This is a genomic window from Methanofollis sp. W23 (assembly GCF_017875325.1).
In the GTDB taxonomy this organism is placed as follows: domain Archaea; phylum Halobacteriota; class Methanomicrobia; order Methanomicrobiales; family Methanofollaceae; genus Methanofollis.
Genome location: NZ_JAGGMN010000001.1, coordinates 2,258,095 through 2,280,417, shown reverse-complemented (window position 1 = coordinate 2,280,417; position 22,323 = coordinate 2,258,095). Strand labels below are relative to the sequence as shown.

The following is a 22,323-nucleotide window of genomic DNA, read 5'->3' as shown; positions in this document are numbered from 1 at the left end:
GCGTATATGATTCTAACGAATGCCTGAAATGTATCTGAAAGTCGACAGGGCATATCCAGAGGACCAGGGCGGGGGGAAGGCGCGCCTGGATCCTGACACCATGCTCCAGATGCGACTCTCGCCCGGCGATCTCGTTGAGGTCGTCGGGAAACGCCAGACCATCGCCAAGGTCTGGAGGGCGATGGTCTCTGACTGGCAGCAGGGCAAGATGCGGATCGACAAGTTTACCAGGGAGAACTCGGGGGTCGCGGTCGGGGACAAGGTCCTCGTGCGGAAAGTCGAGACCGAGATCGAGGCAGAGCGGGTTATCCTTGCTCCGCCCGAAGATCTGCCGCGCCAGCTCCCGATCAACTACCAGAGCGTGGTCAACCACCTCATCGACTTCCCGATCACCAAGAACGACTCGGTCCCGATCCAGGCTGGACTGCCGTTCATGCAGCCCCAGATCGTGGCCTTTAAGGCGGTCGTCGTCGAGCCCGAAGACGCGATCATCATCACCAAGAACACCAAGGTCGAGTTCTCGGAAAAACCGGCCGCCGGGTTCGACGGTGCAAAAAAGCTCTCGTACGAGGATATCGGCGGGCTCAAGGACGAACTCCAGCGGGTGCGTGAGACGATCGAACTCCCGATGCGTCACCCCGAGCTCTTCAGGAAACTCGGGATCGACCCGCCCAAGGGAGTGCTCCTGTACGGCCCACCCGGCACCGGGAAGACGCTTATTGCGAAAGCCGTCGCCTCGGAGAGCGGGGCGCACTTCATCTCCATCGCGGGGCCAGAGGTGATCTCGAAGTACTATGGCGAGTCAGAACAGCGTCTGCGCGAGGTCTTTGACGACGCCAGGCAGAACGCGCCCTCGATCATCTTTATCGACGAACTCGACTCCATCGCCCCAAAGCGCGAGGAGGTCACCGGCGAGGTTGAGCGGCGGGTGGTCGCCCAGCTCCTTACCATGATGGACGGGCTTGAGGAGCGGGGGCAGGTCGTCGTGATTGGGGCGACGAACCGTCTTGACGCCATCGATGCGGCGCTCAGGCGGCCGGGCAGGTTCGACCGGGAGATTGAGATCGCGGTCCCGAACGAGCGGGACCGGACCGAGATCCTCAAGATTCATACGCGGGGGATGCCGCTTGCCGACGACGTCAAGATCGAGGAGATGGCCATGCAGACCCACGGGTTTGTCGGCGCCGACCTTGCGGCGCTGGCACGCGAGGGGGCGATCAGGGCGCTCAGGCGTTACATGCCCCAGATCGATCTCGAAGAGGACGAGATCCCGCCTGAAGTCCTGGAACAGATGGAGGTGCAGGCCGGCGATTTCCGCGAGTCGCTCCGTGACGTCTCGCCCAGTGCCATGCGCGAGGTCCTGCTCGAAGTCTCCCATGTCTCATGGGACGATGTCGGCGGACTGGAATCTGAGAAAGAGGAGGTTCGCGAGGCCGTCGAGTACCCGCTTACCGAGCGGGTGCGGTTTGAGGACCTGGGGATCGAGCCGCCGCGCGGGGTGCTCCTGTACGGTCCGCCCGGTACCGGCAAGACGCTCATCGCCAAGGCCGTCGCCTCGGAGAGCGGGGCGAACTTCATCCCGGTGAGGGGGCCGCAGCTCCTCTCCAAGTGGGTCGGCGAGTCTGAACGGGCGGTGCGCGAGATCTTCAAGAAGGCCAGGCAGGTGGCGCCGTCGATCATCTTCTTCGACGAGCTCGACGCCCTGGCCCCGTCCAGGGGTGCGGGGGCGGAGAGCCATGTGGTCGAGAGTGTGCTCAACCAGATCCTGACCGAGATGGACGGTCTCACCGAGAGGGGCGACGTCGTGGTGATGGGGGCGACAAACCGCCCCGACATCGTCGACCCGGCGCTGCTCAGGCCTGGGCGCTTCGATCGGCTTGTCTATATCGGGTCGCCAGACCGGAAGGGCCGGGCAAAGATCCTCGGGATCCATACGCGCCATATGCCGCTTGAGGGCTCGGTGGTCAATGAGGCCGTGGCGGTGACCGAGGGGCTCGACGCCTCGGCGATCGAGGAGACGATCATGACCCTGCCAGAGGAGGGAGCGCCCTCGGTCGTGGCCCTCAGAGAAGCCTTTGAAGGGGTCGAGAAAGGGACCGGCGAGCCTCTTTCGGCAGGCGCACGCCGGCGGTTCATCACCGACCAGCTCGTCGCCCGCGGCACCCCGCTTGCCGACGAGGTGCGTGACGAGATCGTCTGGGCCATCGCCAAAATGACCGAGGGGTATGTCGGCTCAGACCTCGAGGCCCTCTGCCGCGAGGCCGGGATGCTTGCGATGCGCGAGAAGAGTCAGGTCGTTACGAAAGAGCACCTTGAGGCGGCGGCCAAGAAGGTGCACCCAACGATGAACGAGCGGATCAAAGATTATTACGGGCGGGTGCGCGAGCACTTCAAGGGGGGTCTGCCCGAACAGGTCCAGCCGCCAGAGTACCAGTGACTAGGGGATCCCCCCGCTCCTGTTTTCCATGAGCATATCCCACAACTCTCTTTAGGTGCACATCATCTTGAACTGAAGTCTACCGTTCCTGAAATTTCGGCTCTGTAGAAATCCTCACCTATTGTGGGGAGATGTGTGTCGCTTGCCTTCCCAAACCTCGGTGCCGGGGGCGCTGCCCCCGGACCCCCGGGATGAAGATAGGGCCGGGAAGGCACACTCAATCGCCATGAAGAGTGTAATGCCATCCGCCGCCCATCTTTACTTGGGGAGACTGGGGAGCGGCACTCCCCCCGCTGATGAAGAGTGGCGGATGATTGCCTCCCGTCTTCACGATCATCGCTCTCCCTTCCCGTTCTCATCGCCATTCCTGGGGTCCAGGCGGCATTCGCCCCCGGGGCGGGGGTGTGGCAAGGCATGAAGGCACAGGTGGGTAACGAAGAGGGGGAGGATTTCTTCACCCCATCCAGTGCTTTCTTCTGGGAGGGGGAGAGTTGGAGAGTCTTGGGATGCCCTCATGTCCTGCGTCAGGAGGGAATAGGGTATATATCAGGATGTACATATCTATTCATTGTGGCCAGAATATGGCCACACGGAGTCGACCATGCACAACATCACCACCTTCCTTGACGTACAGGCCAGGACCCACGAGGGGCCGGCATTTATTTTTGCAAACGATGGGAGGACTTATACCTATGCAGACCTGCGTGACACCGCAGATGCGCTTGCAGGGGGGCTTACCGCCCTTGGCGTGACAAAGGGCGACCGGGTCTGCATCTACCTTGACACCACTCCAGAATATCTCCTCTCGTACCTGGCGATCTGGCGGATCGGGGCGGTCGCGGTCCCGACCAATGGCGTGTATCACGAGGAAGAGGTGGCATATGCCCTCAACGACTCCGGGGCCGCGGCGGTGATCACCGACGAGGAACACGCCCCGACGGTCCGGGGGGTGCAGGGGGCATGCCCTGCTCTCAGACATCTCTGCGTCGTCGGCGCGGCAGAAGAGGGAGAGTGCGCATGGGACGATCTCCTCCATTCCGTCCCGCTCGGGCGTGCGATGGGGTGCCGGGCAGACGACCTTTGCCAGCTCCAGTACACCTCAGGGACGACCGGGAAGCCGAAGGGTGCGATGCTCTCGCAGGGCAACTGGATGAATGCCCTTGCCACCCAGGAGGAGTTGCTCGACCTCGCCGCCGACGATGTCTATCTCGGGGTCTATCCGATGGGGCATGTCGGGCTCTCGTGGGGGCTTGCGACCCTCAAGGCCGGGGGGACCTGGGTCTGTATGGACCGGTTCGACCTCGACACCTATCTTTCCCTTGCGCAGCAATACCAGGCCACCGTGCTTGCTTCGATGCCGCCGGTGATCCACTCCCTCATCAGGGCCGGACCTGAAGCCGACGAGGCCCTGGAGAAGGCGAGATCAGTCATATCCGGAGGAGGCCCGCTCCTCCCGGTCATCTGGGAGGAGTTCGACCGCCGGTTCGGGGTGCCGATCGTGAACGCCTATGGGCTCTCTGAGACGATCGTCGTCGGTTCAGGGACGGCGACCAGGCCTGACAATTCCGGGCTCCACAAGGGCTATCGCTCGGTCGGGGTTCCGGCCGGGTATGCTGAGGTGAAGATCGTCGCCGAAGACGACCCCGGCTATGAGCTCCAGCCTGGCGAGGTGGGGGAGATCGCCCTCCGCGGCCCGTCGGTCGCCAGCGGCTACTGGGGCATGCCCGAGGCGACCAAGAAGGTCTTCCTCCCTGATGGCTGGTTTTTGACCGGCGACCTGGGCTACCTGGACGAGGACGGGGTGCTCTTTGTCACCGACCGGAAGAAGGACATGATCATCATGTCTGGCTGGAAGGTCTATCCGACCGAGGTGGAGAACGTGATCATCGACCACCCCAAGATCGCAGACGTCGCGATCTTTGCCAGGCCTGATGAGCGCCGGGGCGAGATCCCGGTGGCCGCCGTCGTGATGAACGCGGGGCAGTCGGTCACCATGGACGAACTGAACCGCTACTGCAGGGAACGGCTTGCCGGCTACAAGGTGCCCCGAGATATGGTCGTCCTCGACCACCTCCCGCGGGTAAGTGGATGGAAACTCCTGAGGCGGACACTCAGGGAACACGATTGTGCAAATCCCTCAGAATAATCTCTATTTTGGGAAGTGATCGAGGTTTCGATCATGGGGGTGAGAAAGATTGAAAAAGGGACGTCCAGGATAATCTCGTAAGGTTTATTGCAACACATCACTACATCTAGTGCGGAGGAAAGCGTGGATAAGGATAATTTGCGATCCACCGGGCTTGCGGGGCTTGATCTTGCTTTAAATGGGGGTATTCCAAGAGGGGCCGTCATTATCGTCGCCGGTACGCCTACCGATGGCCTCGACCTCTTTGGTGCCCAGTTCTGGCGGGGTGGAGAAGAAGAGGCCACCATGAATGGGATATACCTGATGATCGATGATGAACCGTCTGAAGGGATGTACGATGCACGGGGGGTCAACAACCAGGACCTGCCCACGCTCGTCACGGGCGAACGGATCGTCATCGATTCGCTCTCTACCATCATCCTCAAGGACGGTGTCAGTGCTGCTCTTGACCTGGTCCAGGCACTGAGAGTAGAGGCGCGCGCAGAGGGATCGAATGTCCTCCTCCTTCTCTATAAGGGGCTCCACACCAGGGAAGAAGAGATCAGGTTGACCAGGGCTGCCGATGGGTATATTGAACTGCTCCAGCGGGTCGTCGGTTCAGAGGTCGAGCGGATGCTCGGGATCTTCAAGATGCATGGGAGTGAACTCCCCAACCAGCTTGTGCCGTACAATATCCTGGAAGACGGCCTCGAACTCTCCACTACGAAGCGCGTGGTCTGAAAGGCCTCTGGCCTTTTTTTGCGCTCTTTTCGGCTTTGTAAAAACTCTCTGGATGAAACGCTCTGGCGGGGGGCGTGCTGTCTTGATCGCGCCGGGGGTTGCATCCCCGGGCTCTCGTGAACACGATAGGTCGAGGATGGCAGCACCCGCGTCATATTCATCTATTCTGCTTTTCTGGTCCTAGTTTCATCCAAGGGATCCGGGGGCTGCGAGCAGGAGCAAGTTTGTGAAGATCTTTGATCTTCGAGTGGAGCCCTCGGCGTGAGCATGGGGGAAAAGTAGGTGAGGGTTTCTACAGCCCCCTCATTTCGGCGTTGTAGGACCTTTCACCCATTCCGGACACACACGTGTCGAGCACCCGCTTTCCCGCATCTTCTCATCGTGAGCGGCTCCATGGATCCCGGGACGGAAATTGGGTCAGGAAGGCACAATCGATGGACCAGAAGAGAGATTTGCCATCCATGACCTATTATCATGTGGCGGGGGAACCGGGGGGAGGAGCCCCCCGCCAAAAAGAACCATCCAGAGGGCCTCTACAGAGCCTAAAAACCATTTTTTCGTGCACGTGACCCAGGAATGCCCCTCTAAAATGAGGGATAAGGAGAGACCGCGGTCCTTCAGACGTATGTACTCAGTCCTCGATGACGCCGGAGAAGACGGTTGCGGCAGGGCCGGTCATCGTGGTCTTCTCGCCACACCTGATCACCAGAGGGCCGCCGTGGGTCTCGACCCGCACCTCTGGCCCGACAAACCCGAGGTGATGGGCGACGGCCGCAGAGGCGGTGGCGCCGGTGCCGCAGGACTCGGTCTCGCCCTCGATCCCCCGCTCGAAGGTCCGGATCCTGAGCGAATTTTCGCCGTTGCGCTGTACGAAGTTGACGTTCGCACCCCTCGGGAAGGAGGGGTGGTGCCTGATGGCCGGGGCGACGGCCATGATCTCGACCGTCTCAAGGTCGTCGACGAAGACCACGGCATGGGGGACGCCGGTGTTTGCGGCGTGGACCGTGAAGCCGTTGATCTCTTCGTGATACTCTCCTTTGCCGGTCGCAGGGACGACCGAACGTTCAAAGCCCGGGTCGACCATCTCGATCGTCGCCCAGAACTCGCCTTCGTCGTCGTAGCCCATCTCGACCGGCATGACCCCGGCCAGGGTCTCGACGGTGCAGGAGTCCGTGGCATGCCCGGCATCATGGGCATATTTTGCCAGGCACCGGATCCCGTTCCCGCACATCTCGGCCTCGCTCTCGTCTGGCTGGAAGAGACGCATCTTCACGTCTGCAGAGGTGGAGGGGGAGATGAAGAGGACACCGTCGCCGCCTATCCCGAAGCGCCGGTCACAGTAGAGAGCAGCGAAAGTCCCTTTCATCTCGTCGGGGATGACAGGATCGTTCATCTCGTCGATGAGGATGAAGTCGTTGCCATTGCCGTGGAGTTTGGTGAACGTGATCTCCATGGAAGAGTACTGGGCGACGCCAGGATTTGTCTGTAACTGATCTCTGCAGATGGAAGGGCGGTGGCGGGATTTTTTGAGGATGAGGGGATGATCAGGCCCTGGAGCACTCTGCGGGAGGACTCCACTCATGGAAGACCGAGGTGGCCCCAACCCCGGACCAGGAACGATTGGGAGGATTTAAGGCTTTGTAGAAGTCATCGTGGCGGTTCTCTTCAACAGGGGGCGTGCCCGCCTCCCGGGCCCCACGCTGATGAAGATTTGTGGGGGTTCGCAGCCCGTCTTCACGATCATCGCTCTGCCTTCCTGCCCCCATCGCCATCCCTGGGGTCAGGGGGGCACTCGTCCCCGGCATGGGGGTGGGGAAGGCATAGATGCATGGGTGCGAAACAGAGAGGTGAGAAACTCCTCTCATCATCCATTGCTCTCGTCTGGGAGGGGGAAGGCTGGAGAGTTCTGGGATGACTTCATGAACTGTCAAAATTGAGAGGGTTCCGCCTAAACTTCGTAACACTGCTCAGAACAATTTTCATCAGGTATGTTTGAACCCGGGGTTCATACCCAATTCTACAGGGCTTTATTTTATGTATCTGGTGAGATTGGGATGGTTCGGGGGGAGTGCGCATCCCAGGAACTTTCTGAATATTTTTATTCTGTAGAGCTTCGTGCCGATTCTTGATGCACGCGCGATAGGGTTGATTTCCCGGATCAATCGTGTCGGAGAGGCATAATGGACGAATATGAAGGGGAAGTGTGGTCCCAGGCCCTCTCCCCGGCCCTGATCATCTCCTTTGAGGGGCTTCATTCATGTCCTGAACAATCTGTAGAGAAAAAGATGAGGGGGGGGAGGTTGTAAAGCCGACCATGCCTTCATTGCTGCGTTTTCTTGCGGTAGACCAGGTGTTCCAGGATCAGAACCAGGACCACCCCGGCGACAAACCCATTTGCAAGGAGGGGGCGGGTGGCGGCCGAGAACTGGGAGGCCAGGGCCGCCGGCATGAAGGCCACCACTGTGCCGACGAGCAGGGGCGTCCCGATGATCACGCCGTCGTCGAAAGACCTGAACGCGCTGCTCTCCTCCCCAAGCATGAATCCGGCCGCGATCTGGGCGGTCATGACATAGGTCAGGACCACGCCGATGACCGGCGAGGGAATGCTGCCAAGGTACCCGATGAGGAGCGGCGAGAGCCCGACGGCCATCAGGGCAAGGGCGGCAGGGACCAGGGCGAAGCGCGAGGCGCACCCGGTGGCAGCGATCACGCCTGGACTGAGCGAAAAGTCCACCGGGCCGATCACGCCGGCAAATCCTGAGAGGGCGTTGCCGACCCCGGTGACGGTCATCCCGCGGTTCACCCGCGTGTCCATCTCGTCGGCCTTCAGGAGACTGCCCACCGACTGGATTGAACCCAGTTCATTGATGGCCAGTGCCAGGAAACAGATCAAAAAGGCGATGAGAACGCTGGCTTCTGGTGCCGCAAGCGGCGCGATGAGGTCGCCTGGAAGAGCAAGGATTGCCGTCTCCGGGGTCGGGGGGGTGAAGGTGCCGAAGAGCGCGAAGTAGGCAAGGCTGCCAAGGAGAAGTGCCCACATCGCAAGCGTCGACTTCCAGATCCCCTTCAGGAGACCGTTGGCGACGAAGACCACCACTGCAAGGACCAGGGCGAAGACAAAGTTGTAGACGGCCGGGACTGCACCTTCCCCGGTGACTAGGTCGAGGATCACCGGCGCCAGGGTGAAGGCGATGAGCATGAGGATGACCACGATCACCCTGGGAGTGAAGAGCGGTTTCAGGTACTTAAAGAGGCCGGTGGCGGCCAGTACGGCAAGGACCACCCCGCCGATCACCAGGGACGAGTTGATCGCCCCGACGCCCTGACTCATACTGGCGAGGACGCCGATGAGGAGGACGGTGGCCGGGCCGACGACGAGGGGAAGTTTATGTCCCCAGAGTACCTGGACCAGCAGCACCAGGGCGATGAGCAGGAAGAGTTTCTGCAGATAGGTGATGACTGATCCGTCGGGCTGGAAGGCGGCGACGACTCCTCCGATGATGAGGATGGCCGGGATACTGACGGCCAACCATTGTAGCCCGAAGAGGAGAAGTTTTCCTAGATCTGGTTTATCATCGATTCCATACGTAAAGTCCATCTCTGTGACTCCTGAGATCCTCGGATCTCAAAATGGACCTGAAAACTGAATTTTAAAGAATAAAAAATGTGTTCCAGGTCTCTCCATCCTGGAGTTTAGGATCGAGCAGGTATAATGTTTTTGAAATTATTTTTTATGTCTTTGTGCTGGTTTTTCTCATGTCGGGCATTGATGCACAGGAGGCGTTGAGGGACAGGGTCTCTCTTGTCCCTGGAGATCTCTGGACGGTGACAGGTATGCTGATCTCTGGCGCGGGGTCGGAAGCGGCAACGACCTTCACCGGGATGTTCTTGATCCCGGTCTTTTCACCATATTCCCTGAGGATCTGGTACCAGGCCCTGGTCTCGTTTGTCCCGACGGTGTGGTTGTCCTCGACCATGACCTTCACGTAGCCCTGGACATCGTACCCGAGGCTGAGTATGGGGCCGTCTGGAGAGAGGTAGGGTTTCATCTCTTTTTTCTGGACCCTGGTATAGGTCTGGAGAATGCCGATCCAGGCCCGCCGCTCGGTCTCGTTCTCCAGGTCAGGGAGGGTGCCGTAGGTGCAGATGACCTCTTCTCGCGCGCTGATCTTCTCGATCACGTCCTGCCATGTCCCGTCGTCGAGGGGGTCGGTCTTTCCACTCATGGGAGGAGATGAATCCCTGAAGTCCTGTCCGGCAAGGAAAAGGCCGACTGAGGCGACTAGAAATGACAAGACCACGAGGAAGGCAATAATATAGTGTTTTTTCATCACAGTTCGCCTCGCAGGGTACGCATGGCGCCCCTCGCCTGTGCAGGGCCGGAGAGGGAAGCAGGCATGTGCCAGACCTTTTCTTTATGGCAATGAGATTTATCTTTTTGGGTGTGTTCTTCTGGTGGTCTGGACATCTATTTTCAATTTTGGTGAAGGTTCACCGTCTGGTCCCTTCAAAGGTCATGGCGGAAGGATGTCTGGGAACGGGGTGGACGGCCCCTTCTGCATTGTACTGGCCCCAGGACTCTTTTATGATCCCGTACTCTGCCAGTTCTTCCTCACTCATCCCTTCTGGGTCAGGGAGGGGATCGATGGTCATCTTCCATTGCTGCGTGGCCTTCTCGCCCCAGATGGTCTCGAAGGACTCAGTGAGCGTGGCCTCGCAGGAGCGGTCGGGCGGGATGAGGAGAGCCCAGTTGGAATAATGGGACGCTGAAGATGCGGTGGCGCCGAGTTTTGTGAATCTCCAATTCCATTCTGCTCTTTTTCCAACGTCTTCAATTGTTTCGGTCTTCTCCCTGATCACCATCTCATGCTCAGGGTCGGTACGGCCACTGAAGTAATGTGGTTTTAGTGGTAGGGGGTTGATGGAAAACCCACGCTGAGCAGTCTTGATCCTGATTTCTGTGCGCTGTTCGGTGATGGTGCAGACGTCCTGGTCTCTGGCGTGCACCGAAGCGGTACTGGAGATGCCAAACCCGTGCCACCACTCGCCCGTCGAGGCTCCGAGTGGTCCCATCCATGTCGATTGCCGGTTAAGAGTGCTGTTCAGAGAGACGGTGGCGTCGGGTGCTGCCTCTGGCGTCCACTCGCCCTGGTACCTCCCCCCATCTTCGACAATTCCTGGCGGCGGATCACCGCTCTCGACCGGTGCTCCGGCGGAGAGGGTCATGCCGAATGAGAGGACGGAGAGGGCGAGGAGTGCCGTGATGAAGCCGAGGACTTTTATGGGGTGGGGGATTTCGTCTGTCATAGTACGTCTATCTCCTCCTGGCGAGGTGGGCCAGGAAAACCACGAGGAGTGCAGAGATGCCGGTCCGGAGATCATATCCGGGAATGGTCTGACTCCTGGGCTCCAGGTCGAGGTCGAGTCCGTCGGTCAGATGTTCAAAGACGATCTCGCGCTGCAGAGGGGGGTACCCCTCCTTCCTGCTGTGCCCGACTGCGTCTTTGATCAGGTGGTGTCCGTCATCGTCTGTCGTGGCCGTTGCCGAGAGGGGTCTGTTCTCAAGCGAGACGGCCGACTCAAACCTCACCGTCGCACCCGGAACCGGGGTGCCGTCAGGGTCGGTCACCCGTCCTGAGACCGTGACCGCCTGGGGTGGGGGGAGGCCGATATGGACGGTGATGTTCAAATTTTTCTCAGCTCGGTTCCCGGGTGTGTCGGCGGCGACGACGGCACCCCCTCCTCATGTTCATCCATTGTGCCTTCCCGTCCCTATCTTCATACCAGGGGTCTGGGGGTGCTGCCTCCGGCACGGGGGTGTGGGAAGGCATGATGATCCGACGTGCCGCCCACATCGAGAATAAATGAGCGTTTCCTTATTCTCTTCTGCCGGGGGAGACCCCCCCCTCAACGAAGATAGGGGTGGGTCGTCGTCCCGCTCTTGAACGACGCCGTACGTGGGGAACTTCCTCCGGTCACATCGCAAGCCTGAAAAATGAAAGGATGATTCATCCTGGAGAGTCATGCACGCGGTTCAGGGCAGGTACCCTTCCACCGCGTCGAGGAACCGCTCGACCATGTCCTCTGAGTACGGCCCCTCCTCGTAGGCCGAGATGATCGTCATCTGATCACGGAAGGTGGAGAGGGACATGAGAAACCCATACGGCCAGCAGACACAGGGGAGGAACCTGGCGTCCCTGAGGTCGAGGGGTTTTCCGTCTTTCCCGTCCGCCGGGAGAAACCACGCCGGGTCGAGGACGCCGATGTTGGAGAAGACCGGGTTCTTGAGGCCGTTCTCCTCATATTTCTGGATCATCTCGTCGAAGAACGCCTGCACTCCAGGCATGCCCTTCCCATAGATCTCGTCATAATAGAGGATGCACCCGATGCCGAACCCTTCTGCCTTCCGCCGTCTCGTCACCGCAGTGACCTGGTCGATGATGTCCTCCAGGCCGTCGCCTTCTCCGGCGGTGAGGGTGACCTCGAAGGCGACCGAGAGGTTCATGGGCGGGCATGCCTCAGGGTGGTCGAGGTGGCGGCGGAGGTCTGCCGAGGTGAGGAGGGCGCGGGGGGCGCCGCAATCTGAGGGGTCGGCTCTGACCTTCATGAGGGCGAGGAAGAAGGCGGCGATCATGATGTCGTTGATGGTGGCGCCGTGGCGTCTGCCAAACTCCTTTGCCCGCCTGAGTCGTGCCGGAGAAAATGTCCTGGAGGCGGTCCGTGGTGTCCCCCGCCCCTGGCGCTCGGCGGGGAAGCGCCAGTTGTCGACGAAGGGTTCTTCCTCGTCCCATGCTCGTCTGATCTCTTCCGCGCTGAACTGTGTGAGGACCTTCCCTGTCCCGCGGTCGTACCACCCCAGGGGTTCAGGCCTGAATGCCGGGTCTCTCCGGACCGCCTGGTAGGTCGCGAGGAGGTGATGTGCGAGGTCGATGATCCCCTTCGCGTCAGAGAACCCGTGGTGGCAGGTGACGACGATCTGGTCGCCGTCCCTGGTGCGTGCGAGACTCACCCGGACCTGCGGTCCTCTGCGGACGTCAAGAGGGGCCGGGGGGTGGTCGTGCTTCACCTCTTCAGGCAGGAGCACAAAGGCCCGCGCCCACTCTTCCTCTGCAATCTCAGTCCAGCAGGGCATGCCGTCTCCCTCCTCAGAAAATCTCGATCTGAGATAGGGGTTGGCGGCGAGGAGACGGAGGGTGGCGGTCTTGAGTGCCGCCTCGTCGACCTCCCCGTCGAAGGTAAGGACGAGATGCATCGTGGGATCGTAGAGGCGTTCGAAGTAGACATTGAAGAGGTCGAAGGCGGGTGTCGGGTGGAGGGACATAGAGGGTGATCTCTCTCTAGAGGACGATATGTGCTTTCATGGCCTTGGGGGTGGATGAAGTGGGGATATGGCGTTGTAGAATCAGGTATTAGAATCAGGCATGAAGCAAGGGGATACCTCACGCATAGGGGATGAAGAATTCTCATCGCGTGATTTCTCTCTCATTTCAAGACTGGAGAATCGGTGGAGATCGTGTTCAATTCACCGCCCCTACCTCTCCTCATCGTGGGGGGGTTACGGGGGCACAGCCTTCCGGCGCGAGATGATGGTGAAGATTCGACGAGATTGGGGGGCGGCACTTGATCAGTATGATACTCTGACAGACCTCTGAGTATTTCTACAAAGTGTTTTCTCAGGTTTGTAGAAACCCTCACCTATCATGTGGGGAAAACGTGTGCCGCCTGCCTTACCTCGTCCCCGTGCCGGGGGCGCTGCCCCCTGCCAAAGAGACCCATCAGAAAGGGTTTCTACAGAACCTTTTTCCTCAGGTTTGTGTATTCCATGTCTCTCTCGTCCCCCCGACACGAGATCCGCCCCCATTACAATCCAAACGCCGGACCGACGATCCACCTGGAGAAGAGCACCAGCACCGCCGCACTTGTTGCAAGGGAGGCGAATGCGGCCCGGTCCTTTGAGATGTCATGAAAAACGCATATGCCGAAGTAGGTGATGAGGGCGAAACAGAGAAGGAGGAGCGGGCCTGCAGCCGGAACCTTCATGACCGCCACTGCCCACCAGAAGAGCACGATCGGGAGAAGGGCATAGATCACCGACTTCATGGTCCTCTCAAACCCCTGGTGTGCATCGACGAAGAGCAAGAAAAAGTGCTCGATGAGACTGACGCCAAGGAGTATGACCGTCCAGGTGACCAAGCTCTGGACGATACCGAATGCCCCAAAGACCATGCCCAGGAGAAGGTGCGACCCGACGGGATCGTGGCCAGGACCGGTCACGAAGATCCCCAGGTGAAAGAGAACCGAGACCGCGAGCACGGCAGCGAAAAAGAAGAGGAGATCCTCTTGCAGCGACGAGATCTGGAGATGGTTGAAGAGACGCCGCGAGACGACGGGGGTATTTTTTGCGGGGGTATCTCCTGGCATGGGGATCGCTTCATCGATTGAGATCGGAGATCTCTGGATAGTCAGTGGTATCTTCGGCCTATTATATATAGGTTCTATTTTGGGCCCGGGACGGCCAGAGATGGGAATAACAGGAGATCCTTCCTCGAATTTTTCACACTCCATATCGGATCGGCGTGTGTCCTCCTCTTCGTGGTCAGTCCTCTGCTTTTCCATCCCACTCTTCTGCCCTGAGGGAGGTCATGTGGGAGGGCGTGATCGATCGAACGTGTCGCCCATCGAGTCTCTTCGTCCTTGTGGGGACGAGTGGAAAGAGTAGAGAAAATGTTTGATTTTGGCTCTGTAGAATCGAGCATGAACCCCTGGTTCAAGCATACGCGATTGAAAATTTCATGTCACAGGGTTCCGGGGCGTGGAAGGATCTGTGGTCATTCTCCTAGTGACAGGGGACCGGCCAGAACTCTTGCCTCGTGCCACCCCCGCCTCTCCTCTCGCGAGACAGCGGGAAAGAGTCTGTGCTGAGGGTGGCACGACTGATCCTCATGCCTTCCCATACCCTTGCGCCGGGGGGGTTAATCATCATACAGACCTGGAGAGGCGATCATCGGGATCATTTTCATGGTAAACCCTTGCCCTTTATGGATGCAAACATGATTCTCCCGCCTTCCCTTGTGAATCGCCCCGGGGGCGAGTGCCGCCCGGACCCCCCGGATGAATATAGGGCCGGGGAGGCGGAATAAATGACCATACAGAGTGTAATGCCGTCCTCGACTTCTCATGTGGTGGGGGGGTTCGGGGGGACGACTTGAAGGAGTCGAGAAAGCCGGAGGCTTTCGAGTGACTACCCCCTGCCAGAGAGATTCATCAAGAGACTCTCTACAGGGGCTTTATATTCGAATCGATGCCTTCAGGCCGGAAATGATTGTGGAGATTCTGTGATGAAGGCGACTGATCTGATCCGCGTGCCTACTCTCATCGATCGCGCCCGAGGCGGCACGCCCTCCACAAGAGAGAATTATTCAATCGCCCTCAGGTGATGCCCGAGATGGACACCAGCATCCACAGAACCGACACCACCAGTGCGATGATTCGGTATGATCTCTGCGTGTTTGAGGCAAAAAATCCGATCAACCCGATCATGAACAGGAGGAGCAGGCGATATCCAGCAAATTGAAACAGATAATTCTGGTTCTCAAAACTATTCCCACCCTCCATGGTGAAGAAGGCCGTCAGGATGAATGAGGCGTACGAGAGCGTGCCGGCAAAGATCATCTGGCCCTGTCGCCGCTACCATCCCCATAAATGAGGGCGCCGAAGAGAGACAGGAATATCGCGAGAATCTCGAACGCTCCGAAGAAAAACTTGCTCTCAGATCTGAAAGAATAAAGCGCGAAGTTGAGTACGAGGTCATCCCAAAACTCTCCGTACCTCCCCCCACCCAGGAGGGAGCAGTAGATATGGTGAGGAAATCTTCCCCTTTTCACTGCGGGTCTATGCATTCATGCTTCCCCACACCACCGCGTCGGGGGCTCTGCCCCCAGGCCCCGGGGATGGCGATTGGGGTGGGAAGGCAGAGCAATGATCGTGGAGATGGGCTGCGAACCCCCGTTAATCTTCATCAGCGGGGGGTCCGTGGGGCGGTACGCCGCCCGGTGGAGGAGAGAGTGTAGAATTTCTGGAAGGATGCATTTCAGTTCGAGGAGATGTTTCCCCCAAGAGAGTTTTGGGATATGCTCTACGACAAAACCCAGTACATAAAAAGGAGGATGAGGTCTTTTCTGTCAGGGGTTCTTGTTTCTGTCACGGCTCTCACCGACAGTAGAGACTATGGTCGTGTCAGGCCTCATATCTCGGACCTGAGATCCCCGAACGCCCAACGCCCAGTCCTTACCGGTTCCCCCACCTCTCCAGCGCCCGCGCCAGTTCATGGTGATCCTTCGCATACTCCTCTGCAGAGACCCCCTCCATAAACGCATCGACCGCCTGGCGCATCGCCCTCGCCCCGGCCTCGGTGCCGTCAGGGTGGCCGTGGATCCCGCCGCCCGCCTGGAGGACGATGTCGGTCCCGAGATTTTCGATCTCTGCCGCCACCTTGCCTGGATGGAGCCCGCCGCTTGCCACCGGGAAGGTGGGTGCGATCCCGAAGTACTCTTCGGTGAGGGCGAGGTTGTCGCCCTTCAGTTCGGAGACGTCATGACTCATCTTGCCCGAGACCGTCCCCGTGTGGAGCTGGTCGCCGCCGAGCATCCGCACGATCCGTGCAATCGGGCGCATCGCGATCCCGTGCTCAGGGTTGCGGGTGATCGCCCCGTGCATCGTCCGGTGGACATGGACCGGCACCGTCACCGACGGCGCCTCGGCCAGGGCCTGGAGGGCGGTGAACCCGCTGGTGATCACGTCGATCATCAGCATGTTCGCCCCAAGATCGATCGCGTGCTCGGCCCGCCCCACGATCTCGTCGGCCCGTGCCGAGATGTTCACCGCATACAGCACCTGCCGCCCGGTCTCCTCCTTCGCCTCGTCGAGCCGCGCCATCACTGCAGGCAGACGCTCGTCGATCGGGCAGAAAGTCTGGTCGGTGAGGGTCTCGTCGTCCTTGATCAGGTCCACCCCGCCGACCGCCGCATGATAGGCCACCTCGGCGGTGTCCTTCGGCGTGAGGCCGACCTTTGGCTTGATGATCGTCCCCACATGCGGGCGTTCGGTCGTCCCGACAAGTTTTCTCACTCCTTCAAGCCCGAACTTCGGGCCCTTGAACGGGACCAGCGACGCCGGGAAGGCGACGTCAAGAAGCCTCACCGCTTCCAGACGCCCGAGCCCGAAGAGGTTGCCCGCGACCACCGAGAGATACTGCGGGACATTGCCGGCCTCAAAGATCTCGGCCGGGTACCGCACCTGCGTCACATACCCCTTGCCTGACGGTTCGAGGGCGAGCACCTCGCCGTCGAGACGGCGGACATACTCGGTGGTGGTCGTGATCTCGGTCCATGTTCCGGTCGTCTCCTCCTCGACGATCGCCTGCGCCGCCTCTTCGGGCGTGGTGTCGGCCCGCGGGCGGAAATAATAGGTTGCGGTAACGTCTTGCATCGTTCTCACTCCTGCATTCATTCGTCTAACTCAAAATTCTTGTGGAACTCCTCGATCCCCCATCCCAGGTGATCCCTGATGATGACATAGGCCATCGTCGGCGGAATCGCCCCCATCTCGGTCACGATCTCGTCCACATAGCGTGCCGGGGTGACATCGAAGGCCGGGTTCCTGACCCGCACATTGGGGAGCGTCGCCGCCACCGCCGGGTCCAGCACTTCGTCGGTCTGGCGCTCCTCGATCTCGATCCGCTCCCCGAGAAGCGTCCGCGGGGCGAACTTGTAGGTCTCGGCCGCCACCAGCATCGTCGTCCGCGCCTCATGGGCGGCGAGAGCGATCTGGGAGGTCCCGATCTTGTTCACCACCGCCCCGTTTGCGGTCACGGCATCGGCCCCGGTGACGACCAGGTCGACGTCGTTGATGAAGGAGCGGACCGCCGAGTCGACGATATAGTTTGTCTTCACCCCGGCATCGTTCAGGGCCCTGATCGTGAGCAACCCCTGGTTCCTCGGGCGCACCTCAGTCGCAAAGACCTCCAGGTCCTTGCCCTGCCGGTGGGCGGTGAGGATGCAGGCCAGGGCCGCCTCAGAGTTGCAGTGGGTGAGGACGACATCACCGTCCGAGATATGGCGAGCGCCGATCTCGCCGATCCACTCGACCGCATGCTTTGAGGAGAGGATAAACAAGTCTGCTGCCTTCCTGATCGCCTCCTGGGCTTCAGGGACAGTGCCCGCCCCTTCCTTCGCGTTCATCACAAATCTGACGGCATTGGGGAGGGAGACCGCCGTCGGCCTGGTGGCCAGGAGGGTGGCGGCGCCCTCGTCCATGTACTCTTTGAACAGATGGACGTCTGCGCCTTCATAGGCCGTTGCATGGTCTCTCAGCGCGGCGGCTGCCGTACGGGCGATCCGCCCCGCGCCCCTGACTTCCATCGATCTGATCTCACCGGCGATCTCATTCAGCAACATACTTAATGAGAGTGGATGAATATCCCATCACATAAGGTTAACCTGTGAACATCATGAGCATTGCAGTGGTATTTGACAGCGCAGGCACCCTGTTGAGGAGTTACCGGACGGCGCGGGATGTCGAGAGCGGAGAGGTTCTCTCCGACGTTGAGACGACCCTGCTTACCTGCCGCGACCGCGCCAGGGTGCTCATCGCCCTCAACGCCCACAGCAGGGACGTGATGGGGGCACCAGACGACCAGTTCCTCTCCGAGTATCTCTGTGAACGGAACGTTGGGTTCGGGGTCTCCTGTCTCCAGCAGGTCACTCCACATGAAGACCTTGCGTCCCTGCTGTACGGCGACCGCAAGGCCCTGGTCGAAGACCTTCAGGTCTGTATCAGGGACGTCTGGGGAGTCTTGAAGGAAGAGGACCTGGTGGTGATGGACTCGGGTGCGATCCTCAATCTGGCCGACCGCGGGATCGAGTTCACGGTCACCGCCGGCGGGCGCCCCTTTGAAGGGGCGAAAGAGACGATCGAGGCGCTCCATGCCCTGGGAGTCGCCACCTATATCGCCTCGGGCGACCGGGCCACCAAACTGGAACGGATCGCCGACCATCTCGGCATCCCGCGTGACCAGGTCCATGGGATCGCCACGCCTACGATCAAGGCCCAGGTCGTTGAGGACCTCCAGGAGTGCTACGAGACTGTCGTGATGGTCGGAGACGGGATCAACGACCTCAAGGCGTTCAGGCGGGCCGACGTGAGTATTCTTTCAGAACAGCAGTCAGGAAACAAGCCCGAGAAACTGAGACGAGCAGCAGGATATACCATCAAAAATGTCAGGGAAGTCGTCCCAATTGTGCAGGAACTCTCTGATGATGGTATTGTCTCAATATAAAGGATAATATGGTCTGACCTCAAGAGTACGTTTGAGGAATCAAAGGAGTAGAGCATGACCGCGTTGATCACAGTCGAGAACCTCTGCATGGATTTTGGAGAGAAGAGGGCGCTCAACAATATCAATTTTGAAGTTGAGGAGGGAGAGATCGTCGGCATCATCGGCCGGAGCGGGTCGGGGAAGACGGTGCTTCTCCACCTTCTCAGGGGCGTCGACCAACCCCCGACAGACGGGAAGGTGGTCTACCATGTCGCCGCCTGTGAAGGGTGCGGATGGGTGGACGTCCCGAGCAGGGCCGGAGAGCGATGTCCGAAATGCGGGCAGCCGATGGCCCCACTTGATGTCGACCTCTGGAACCCCGAGAATGAACATTTGAAGAGGCGGGTCATGGCGCGGACCGCGATCATGTTCCAGCGGACGTTCGCGCTGTACGGGAACGACCGGGTCATCGAGAATGTCATTCATGCCCTGGAAGACATCAAGTACCCGCCAGCCAAGGCGGTCAACCGCGCCGCCGACCTCCTCGACGAGGTCCGTCTCTCCCACCGGATGATGCATATCGCCCGTGACCTTTCAGGTGGCGAGAAACAGCGGGTGGTGCTTGCCAGGCAGCTTGCCAAGGAACCGTTCACCCTCTTTGCCGACGAACCGACCGGCACCCTTGACCCGGGTACGGCGACCCTGGTCCACCGGATGCTCAAGGACGCCGCCGAGAAGAACGACATGGGAATGATGGTCACCTCCCATTTCTCCAAGGTCATCGAGGACGTCGCCGACCGGGCGATCATGCTCAAGGACGGCGAGATCGAGATCATCGGCGAACCCGAGGCTGTCATCGCCAGGTTCATGGAGGGCTACTCCGACACCGAGACCTACGAGGAGGCCGAACTCGGCGAGAACGTGCTGGTGGCGCGTGACGTCATCAAGCGCTACCTCTCGGTCGACCGCGGGATGGTCAAGGCCGTCGACGGCGTCACTTTTGACGTGAAGGAGAAGGAGGTCTTCGGGATCATCGGGAAGAGCGGGGCGGGCAAGACCACGCTCTCCAGGATGATCGCGGGGATCATCGAACCGACCGGCGGCGAGATGAATGTGCGGATCGGCGAGGGCTGGGTCGACATGACCAGGCCGGGCATCGAGTACCGCGGCCGGGCCAAGGGATATATCGGGCTCCTCCACCAGGAGTACGACCTTTACCCCCACCGCACCGTCCTCGACAACCTCACCGACGCCATCGGGCTTGAGTTCCCCAAGGAACTCGCGGTGAGAAAGGCGGTCATCACCCTGAAGATGGCCGGGTTCCCTGAGGAGAAGAGCAGGGAGATCCTGGACCGCAGGCCGAGCGAACTTTCGGAAGGCGAGCGGCACCGCGTCGCCCTGGCGCAGGTGCTCATCAGAGAACCGAGGATCGTGATCCTGGACGAACCGACCGGGACGATGGACGCGATCACCAAGGTCGACGTGAAGCACTCGATCATGCATGCCCGTGAAGAGATGGACGAGACCTTTATTGTGGTCTCCCACGACATGGACTTCGTGCACGATATCTGCGACCGGATCGCCCTGATGCGGGGCGGGAAGATCATCGCCCTCGGCGAACCAGAGGAAGTGCTCGCCAGGCTGACCGACGAAGAACGCGAGATCATGGGCAAGCCTGAGGCCTGAAGGAGGGAGTGGAGTATGCAGGTCCTGCTCGACGGCAGGCAGGTGGCACTCCCTGAGAGCGCGACGCTCGGCGATCTTCTCCCCGACCATGACTGGGGATATGTCGTCGCGGTGATCAGGCCGGCGACCCGTGAAGCGGCGCGGACCGAGCATATCCGGGTGCTGACGACGGCCGGAGAGGTCGTGGTCGAGATCACCCCTCTTTATTCTGAATATTTTGGCGACGGTACGGCCCTGCGCGAGGCCGGGCCGCGGTCTCTCCGGTGGAGCGACCGCTATGCCGCGGCATTCGGGCCGTTTGTCTCAGGGGTGAACCCTGACCGCACGTCCCACCGCTATGCCCGTGGGGACGTGGTCCTCGGGTGTGCAGGCTATGACCCGGCAAAGTCACTCATCCTCTTCTGCCGCGCCGATCACCGGGCTGACTTTGGCGCTGGCGCCGATGGGGGAGTGATCGGCCAGGTCGTCTCGGGCCGGGGGGTCATCGACCACTGGACCCAGGGCGACGAGATCACCGGGGTCGAGCGGGTCATCTCCTGGGCCGATCGCACGACCTCTTTTGTGACCATTGACCCGGCGACCCCTCTTGAGGATGGTGCCGAGGTCGTTACCCGGGTCGAGATCGATGCCGAAGGATTTGCCGACGGACGGTCCGACACCACGACCGCACGGAGTGTCGAACATCTCCTCCTCTCCCTTGAAGAGGGGTCGTTTGTCGTCGGACGGGCAGCGAGCACCCATATCAGGGACGAGACGATGGCCCCGATGGACGTCCCGATGGACCGCAAAAAACCGCGCCACGAGGGGGCGGTGACGGTGCGGACCGCGGGCGGGTCCCGCGGCGCGGTGTATATGTATCGCGAGGAGATCCCGAGTCACCCGGCCCACACCCTTGTCGGCCAGGTCGTCCATGGGATCGAACTGGTCAAACTTGCAGGGAAGGGACAGCGCTTTGCGGTCGCGGTCGACCCGCCGCGTTTCGACCTGGTGGGGCTCTCCCTTGCCGACGCCATGGCGGTCGCGGAGGAGCGTGGGATCGCGGTCACCCTGGACGGCGAGGGCGACGACCTGGTGGTCGTGGGGCAGAGTCCGGGGACCACCCTGGAGGCCCTGGCCGCCGGGGCGGTGACCCTCTCGGTCATGCCGGCCGAGGCGGTCGTCTCCCTCACCCTGGACGATATTGCCGCTCCCATGACCTGCGACATCTTCAGGCGCGCCACCGGCCTGAAGACGCATGCGGTCGGGTCGATGCCGGTGCTCTTCACCTTCGAGGACGTCGTCCTCTTCAATCCCACGATCAAAAAGAAGGTCAACATCATCCCTGAGAACACCCCGCAGGACATCGTGCCCGCGGGGCTGCTCGCAATGACCAACGAGTCGCGTCGCGGTGCCGGGATGGTCGGGGTGCGGGCGAGCGACAACTCTGAGTTCGGGCCGACCTCAGAACCCTTCGGCGGCACGAACCTCATCGGGCGGGTGCTCGATATGGAGAAACTGGCGGCGTTCCGTGAAGGAGAGAAGGTCTATATCAAGGAGGTGCGGAAGTAATGGCTGAGTACGTTCCTGATTATCAGGGGACGGTCACGAAGTACGTCTTTGTCGAATCGCCCCTCCTCACCCCCAAAGACCTCGCAGTGAAGGCCTACGAGATCTCTGCCGGGGTCATGATCAAGGAGACCTGTTTTGGGCTCCAGGTGACCGGAACCCCTGAAGAGGTCGAACCCCTCATCAGGGCGATCAGGGAGTTTGACCCGACGCATATCTTCATCAAGGACCGGGGGTTCCCGCCTGGCGACGAGCGCCGGTGCCGGGCCAACCTGGGGGGAGCACGGCCAGGCTATCTCGGGCACGAGTTCGAGATGCAGCGGGTCAGATATATCTCGCACGGGCTTTCGCGCCTGGCCGGGATGGACGATACAGAGATGCATACGGCCGCAGCCAGACGGCCAGAGGACGAGCGGGCACGCCCGCTCGACCTGAGGAGACTGAAGAAATTGATCGAAGCAGAGGAGCCCTAAG

Annotated in this window: 18 protein-coding genes; 7 read left to right on the top strand and 11 right to left on the bottom strand. The window is 60.4% G+C overall.

Annotated features, from left to right (window positions below; translation table 11 throughout):
* The first annotated feature begins 19 nt into the window (after positions 1-19).
* From J2129_RS09745 to J2129_RS09735, 3 genes are all read left to right on the top strand, one after another.
* On the top strand, positions 20-2,437 hold the full coding sequence (locus tag J2129_RS09745; protein WP_209630680.1) for a CDC48 family AAA ATPase: 2,418 nt from the start codon (positions 20-22) through the stop codon (positions 2,435-2,437).
* Between the two features lie 601 nt (positions 2,438-3,038).
* Positions 3,039-4,583, top strand: a complete 1,545-nt coding sequence (locus tag J2129_RS09740) for a class I adenylate-forming enzyme family protein (RefSeq protein WP_209630679.1) — start codon at positions 3,039-3,041, stop codon at positions 4,581-4,583.
* A gap of 123 nt (positions 4,584-4,706) precedes the next feature.
* Positions 4,707-5,303, top strand: coding sequence for an ATPase domain-containing protein (locus tag J2129_RS09735; RefSeq protein WP_209630678.1), 597 nt, complete (start codon positions 4,707-4,709; stop codon positions 5,301-5,303).
* Between the two features lie 631 nt (positions 5,304-5,934).
* On the opposite strand, the gene dapF is transcribed toward J2129_RS09735, so the two are convergent.
* The 11 genes from dapF to J2129_RS09680 form a co-directional block, all read right to left on the bottom strand.
* The gene (dapF, locus tag J2129_RS09730; RefSeq protein WP_209631317.1) at positions 5,935-6,756 is read right to left on the bottom strand and encodes a diaminopimelate epimerase; all 822 of its coding nucleotides are present in this window, start codon (positions 6,754-6,756) and stop codon (positions 5,935-5,937) included.
* Positions 6,757-7,623: 867 nt separating this feature from the next.
* Complete coding sequence (locus J2129_RS09725; RefSeq protein WP_209630677.1) at positions 7,624-8,901, bottom strand: solute carrier family 23 protein; 1,278 nt, start codon at positions 8,899-8,901, stop codon at positions 7,624-7,626.
* Between the two features lie 133 nt (positions 8,902-9,034).
* Positions 9,035-9,634: a hypothetical protein gene (locus tag J2129_RS09720; protein WP_209630676.1), complete on the bottom strand. Its 600-nt coding sequence runs from the start codon at positions 9,632-9,634 to the stop codon at positions 9,035-9,037.
* A gap of 160 nt (positions 9,635-9,794) precedes the next feature.
* Complete coding sequence (locus tag J2129_RS09715; RefSeq protein WP_209630675.1) at positions 9,795-10,610, bottom strand: hypothetical protein; 816 nt, start codon at positions 10,608-10,610, stop codon at positions 9,795-9,797.
* A gap of 7 nt (positions 10,611-10,617) precedes the next feature.
* Entirely contained in the window at positions 10,618-10,992 is a 375-nt protein-coding gene (locus J2129_RS09710) for a carboxypeptidase regulatory-like domain-containing protein (RefSeq protein WP_209630674.1), read from the bottom strand.
* Between the two features lie 345 nt (positions 10,993-11,337).
* Positions 11,338-12,624 (bottom strand): condensation domain-containing protein, encoded by a 1,287-nt coding sequence (locus J2129_RS09705; protein ID WP_209630673.1) that lies wholly within the window; start codon positions 12,622-12,624, stop codon positions 11,338-11,340.
* 539 nt (positions 12,625-13,163) lie between these two features.
* Entirely contained in the window at positions 13,164-13,724 is a 561-nt protein-coding gene (locus tag J2129_RS09700; RefSeq protein ID WP_209630672.1) for a YIP1 family protein, read from the bottom strand.
* A gap of 1,008 nt (positions 13,725-14,732) precedes the next feature.
* Positions 14,733-14,975: a hypothetical protein gene (locus J2129_RS09695; protein WP_209630671.1), complete on the bottom strand. Its 243-nt coding sequence runs from the start codon at positions 14,973-14,975 to the stop codon at positions 14,733-14,735.
* Positions 14,972-15,202 (bottom strand): hypothetical protein, encoded by a 231-nt coding sequence (locus J2129_RS09690; RefSeq protein ID WP_209630670.1) that lies wholly within the window; start codon positions 15,200-15,202, stop codon positions 14,972-14,974. The genes J2129_RS09695 and J2129_RS09690 overlap by 4 nt, the downstream gene beginning before the upstream one ends.
* 388 nt (positions 15,203-15,590) lie before the next feature.
* Entirely contained in the window at positions 15,591-16,790 is a 1,200-nt protein-coding gene (locus tag J2129_RS09685; protein WP_209630669.1) for a RuBisCO large subunit C-terminal-like domain-containing protein, read from the bottom strand.
* Between the two features lie 17 nt (positions 16,791-16,807).
* On the bottom strand, positions 16,808-17,758 hold the full coding sequence (locus J2129_RS09680) for a ribose 1,5-bisphosphate isomerase (RefSeq protein ID WP_209630668.1): 951 nt from the start codon (positions 17,756-17,758) through the stop codon (positions 16,808-16,810).
* A gap of 53 nt (positions 17,759-17,811) precedes the next feature.
* Between J2129_RS09680 and J2129_RS09675 the strand changes: the two genes are divergently transcribed.
* From J2129_RS09675 to J2129_RS09660, 4 genes are read left to right on the top strand one after another with little or no spacing between them, the layout of a single operon-like run.
* Positions 17,812-18,639 (top strand): HAD-IC family P-type ATPase, encoded by an 828-nt coding sequence (locus tag J2129_RS09675; protein ID WP_209630667.1) that lies wholly within the window; start codon positions 17,812-17,814, stop codon positions 18,637-18,639.
* 54 nt (positions 18,640-18,693) lie between these two features.
* Positions 18,694-20,304 carry a methyl coenzyme M reductase system, component A2 gene (gene atwA / locus J2129_RS09670; protein ID WP_209630666.1) on the top strand — a complete coding sequence of 537 codons (1,611 nt, stop codon included), beginning with the start codon at positions 18,694-18,696 and terminating at the stop codon, positions 20,302-20,304.
* A 15-nt stretch (positions 20,305-20,319) separates the two neighbouring features.
* A complete protein-coding gene (locus tag J2129_RS09665) occupies positions 20,320-21,852 on the top strand; it encodes a methanogenesis marker 3 protein (protein WP_209630665.1) in 1,533 nt (510 codons plus the stop codon).
* On the top strand, positions 21,852-22,322 hold the full coding sequence (locus tag J2129_RS09660; RefSeq protein ID WP_209630664.1) for a methanogenesis marker 6 protein: 471 nt from the start codon (positions 21,852-21,854) through the stop codon (positions 22,320-22,322). Before J2129_RS09665 ends, J2129_RS09660 begins: the two co-directional genes overlap by 1 nt.
* Position 22,323 lies beyond the last annotated feature (1 nt).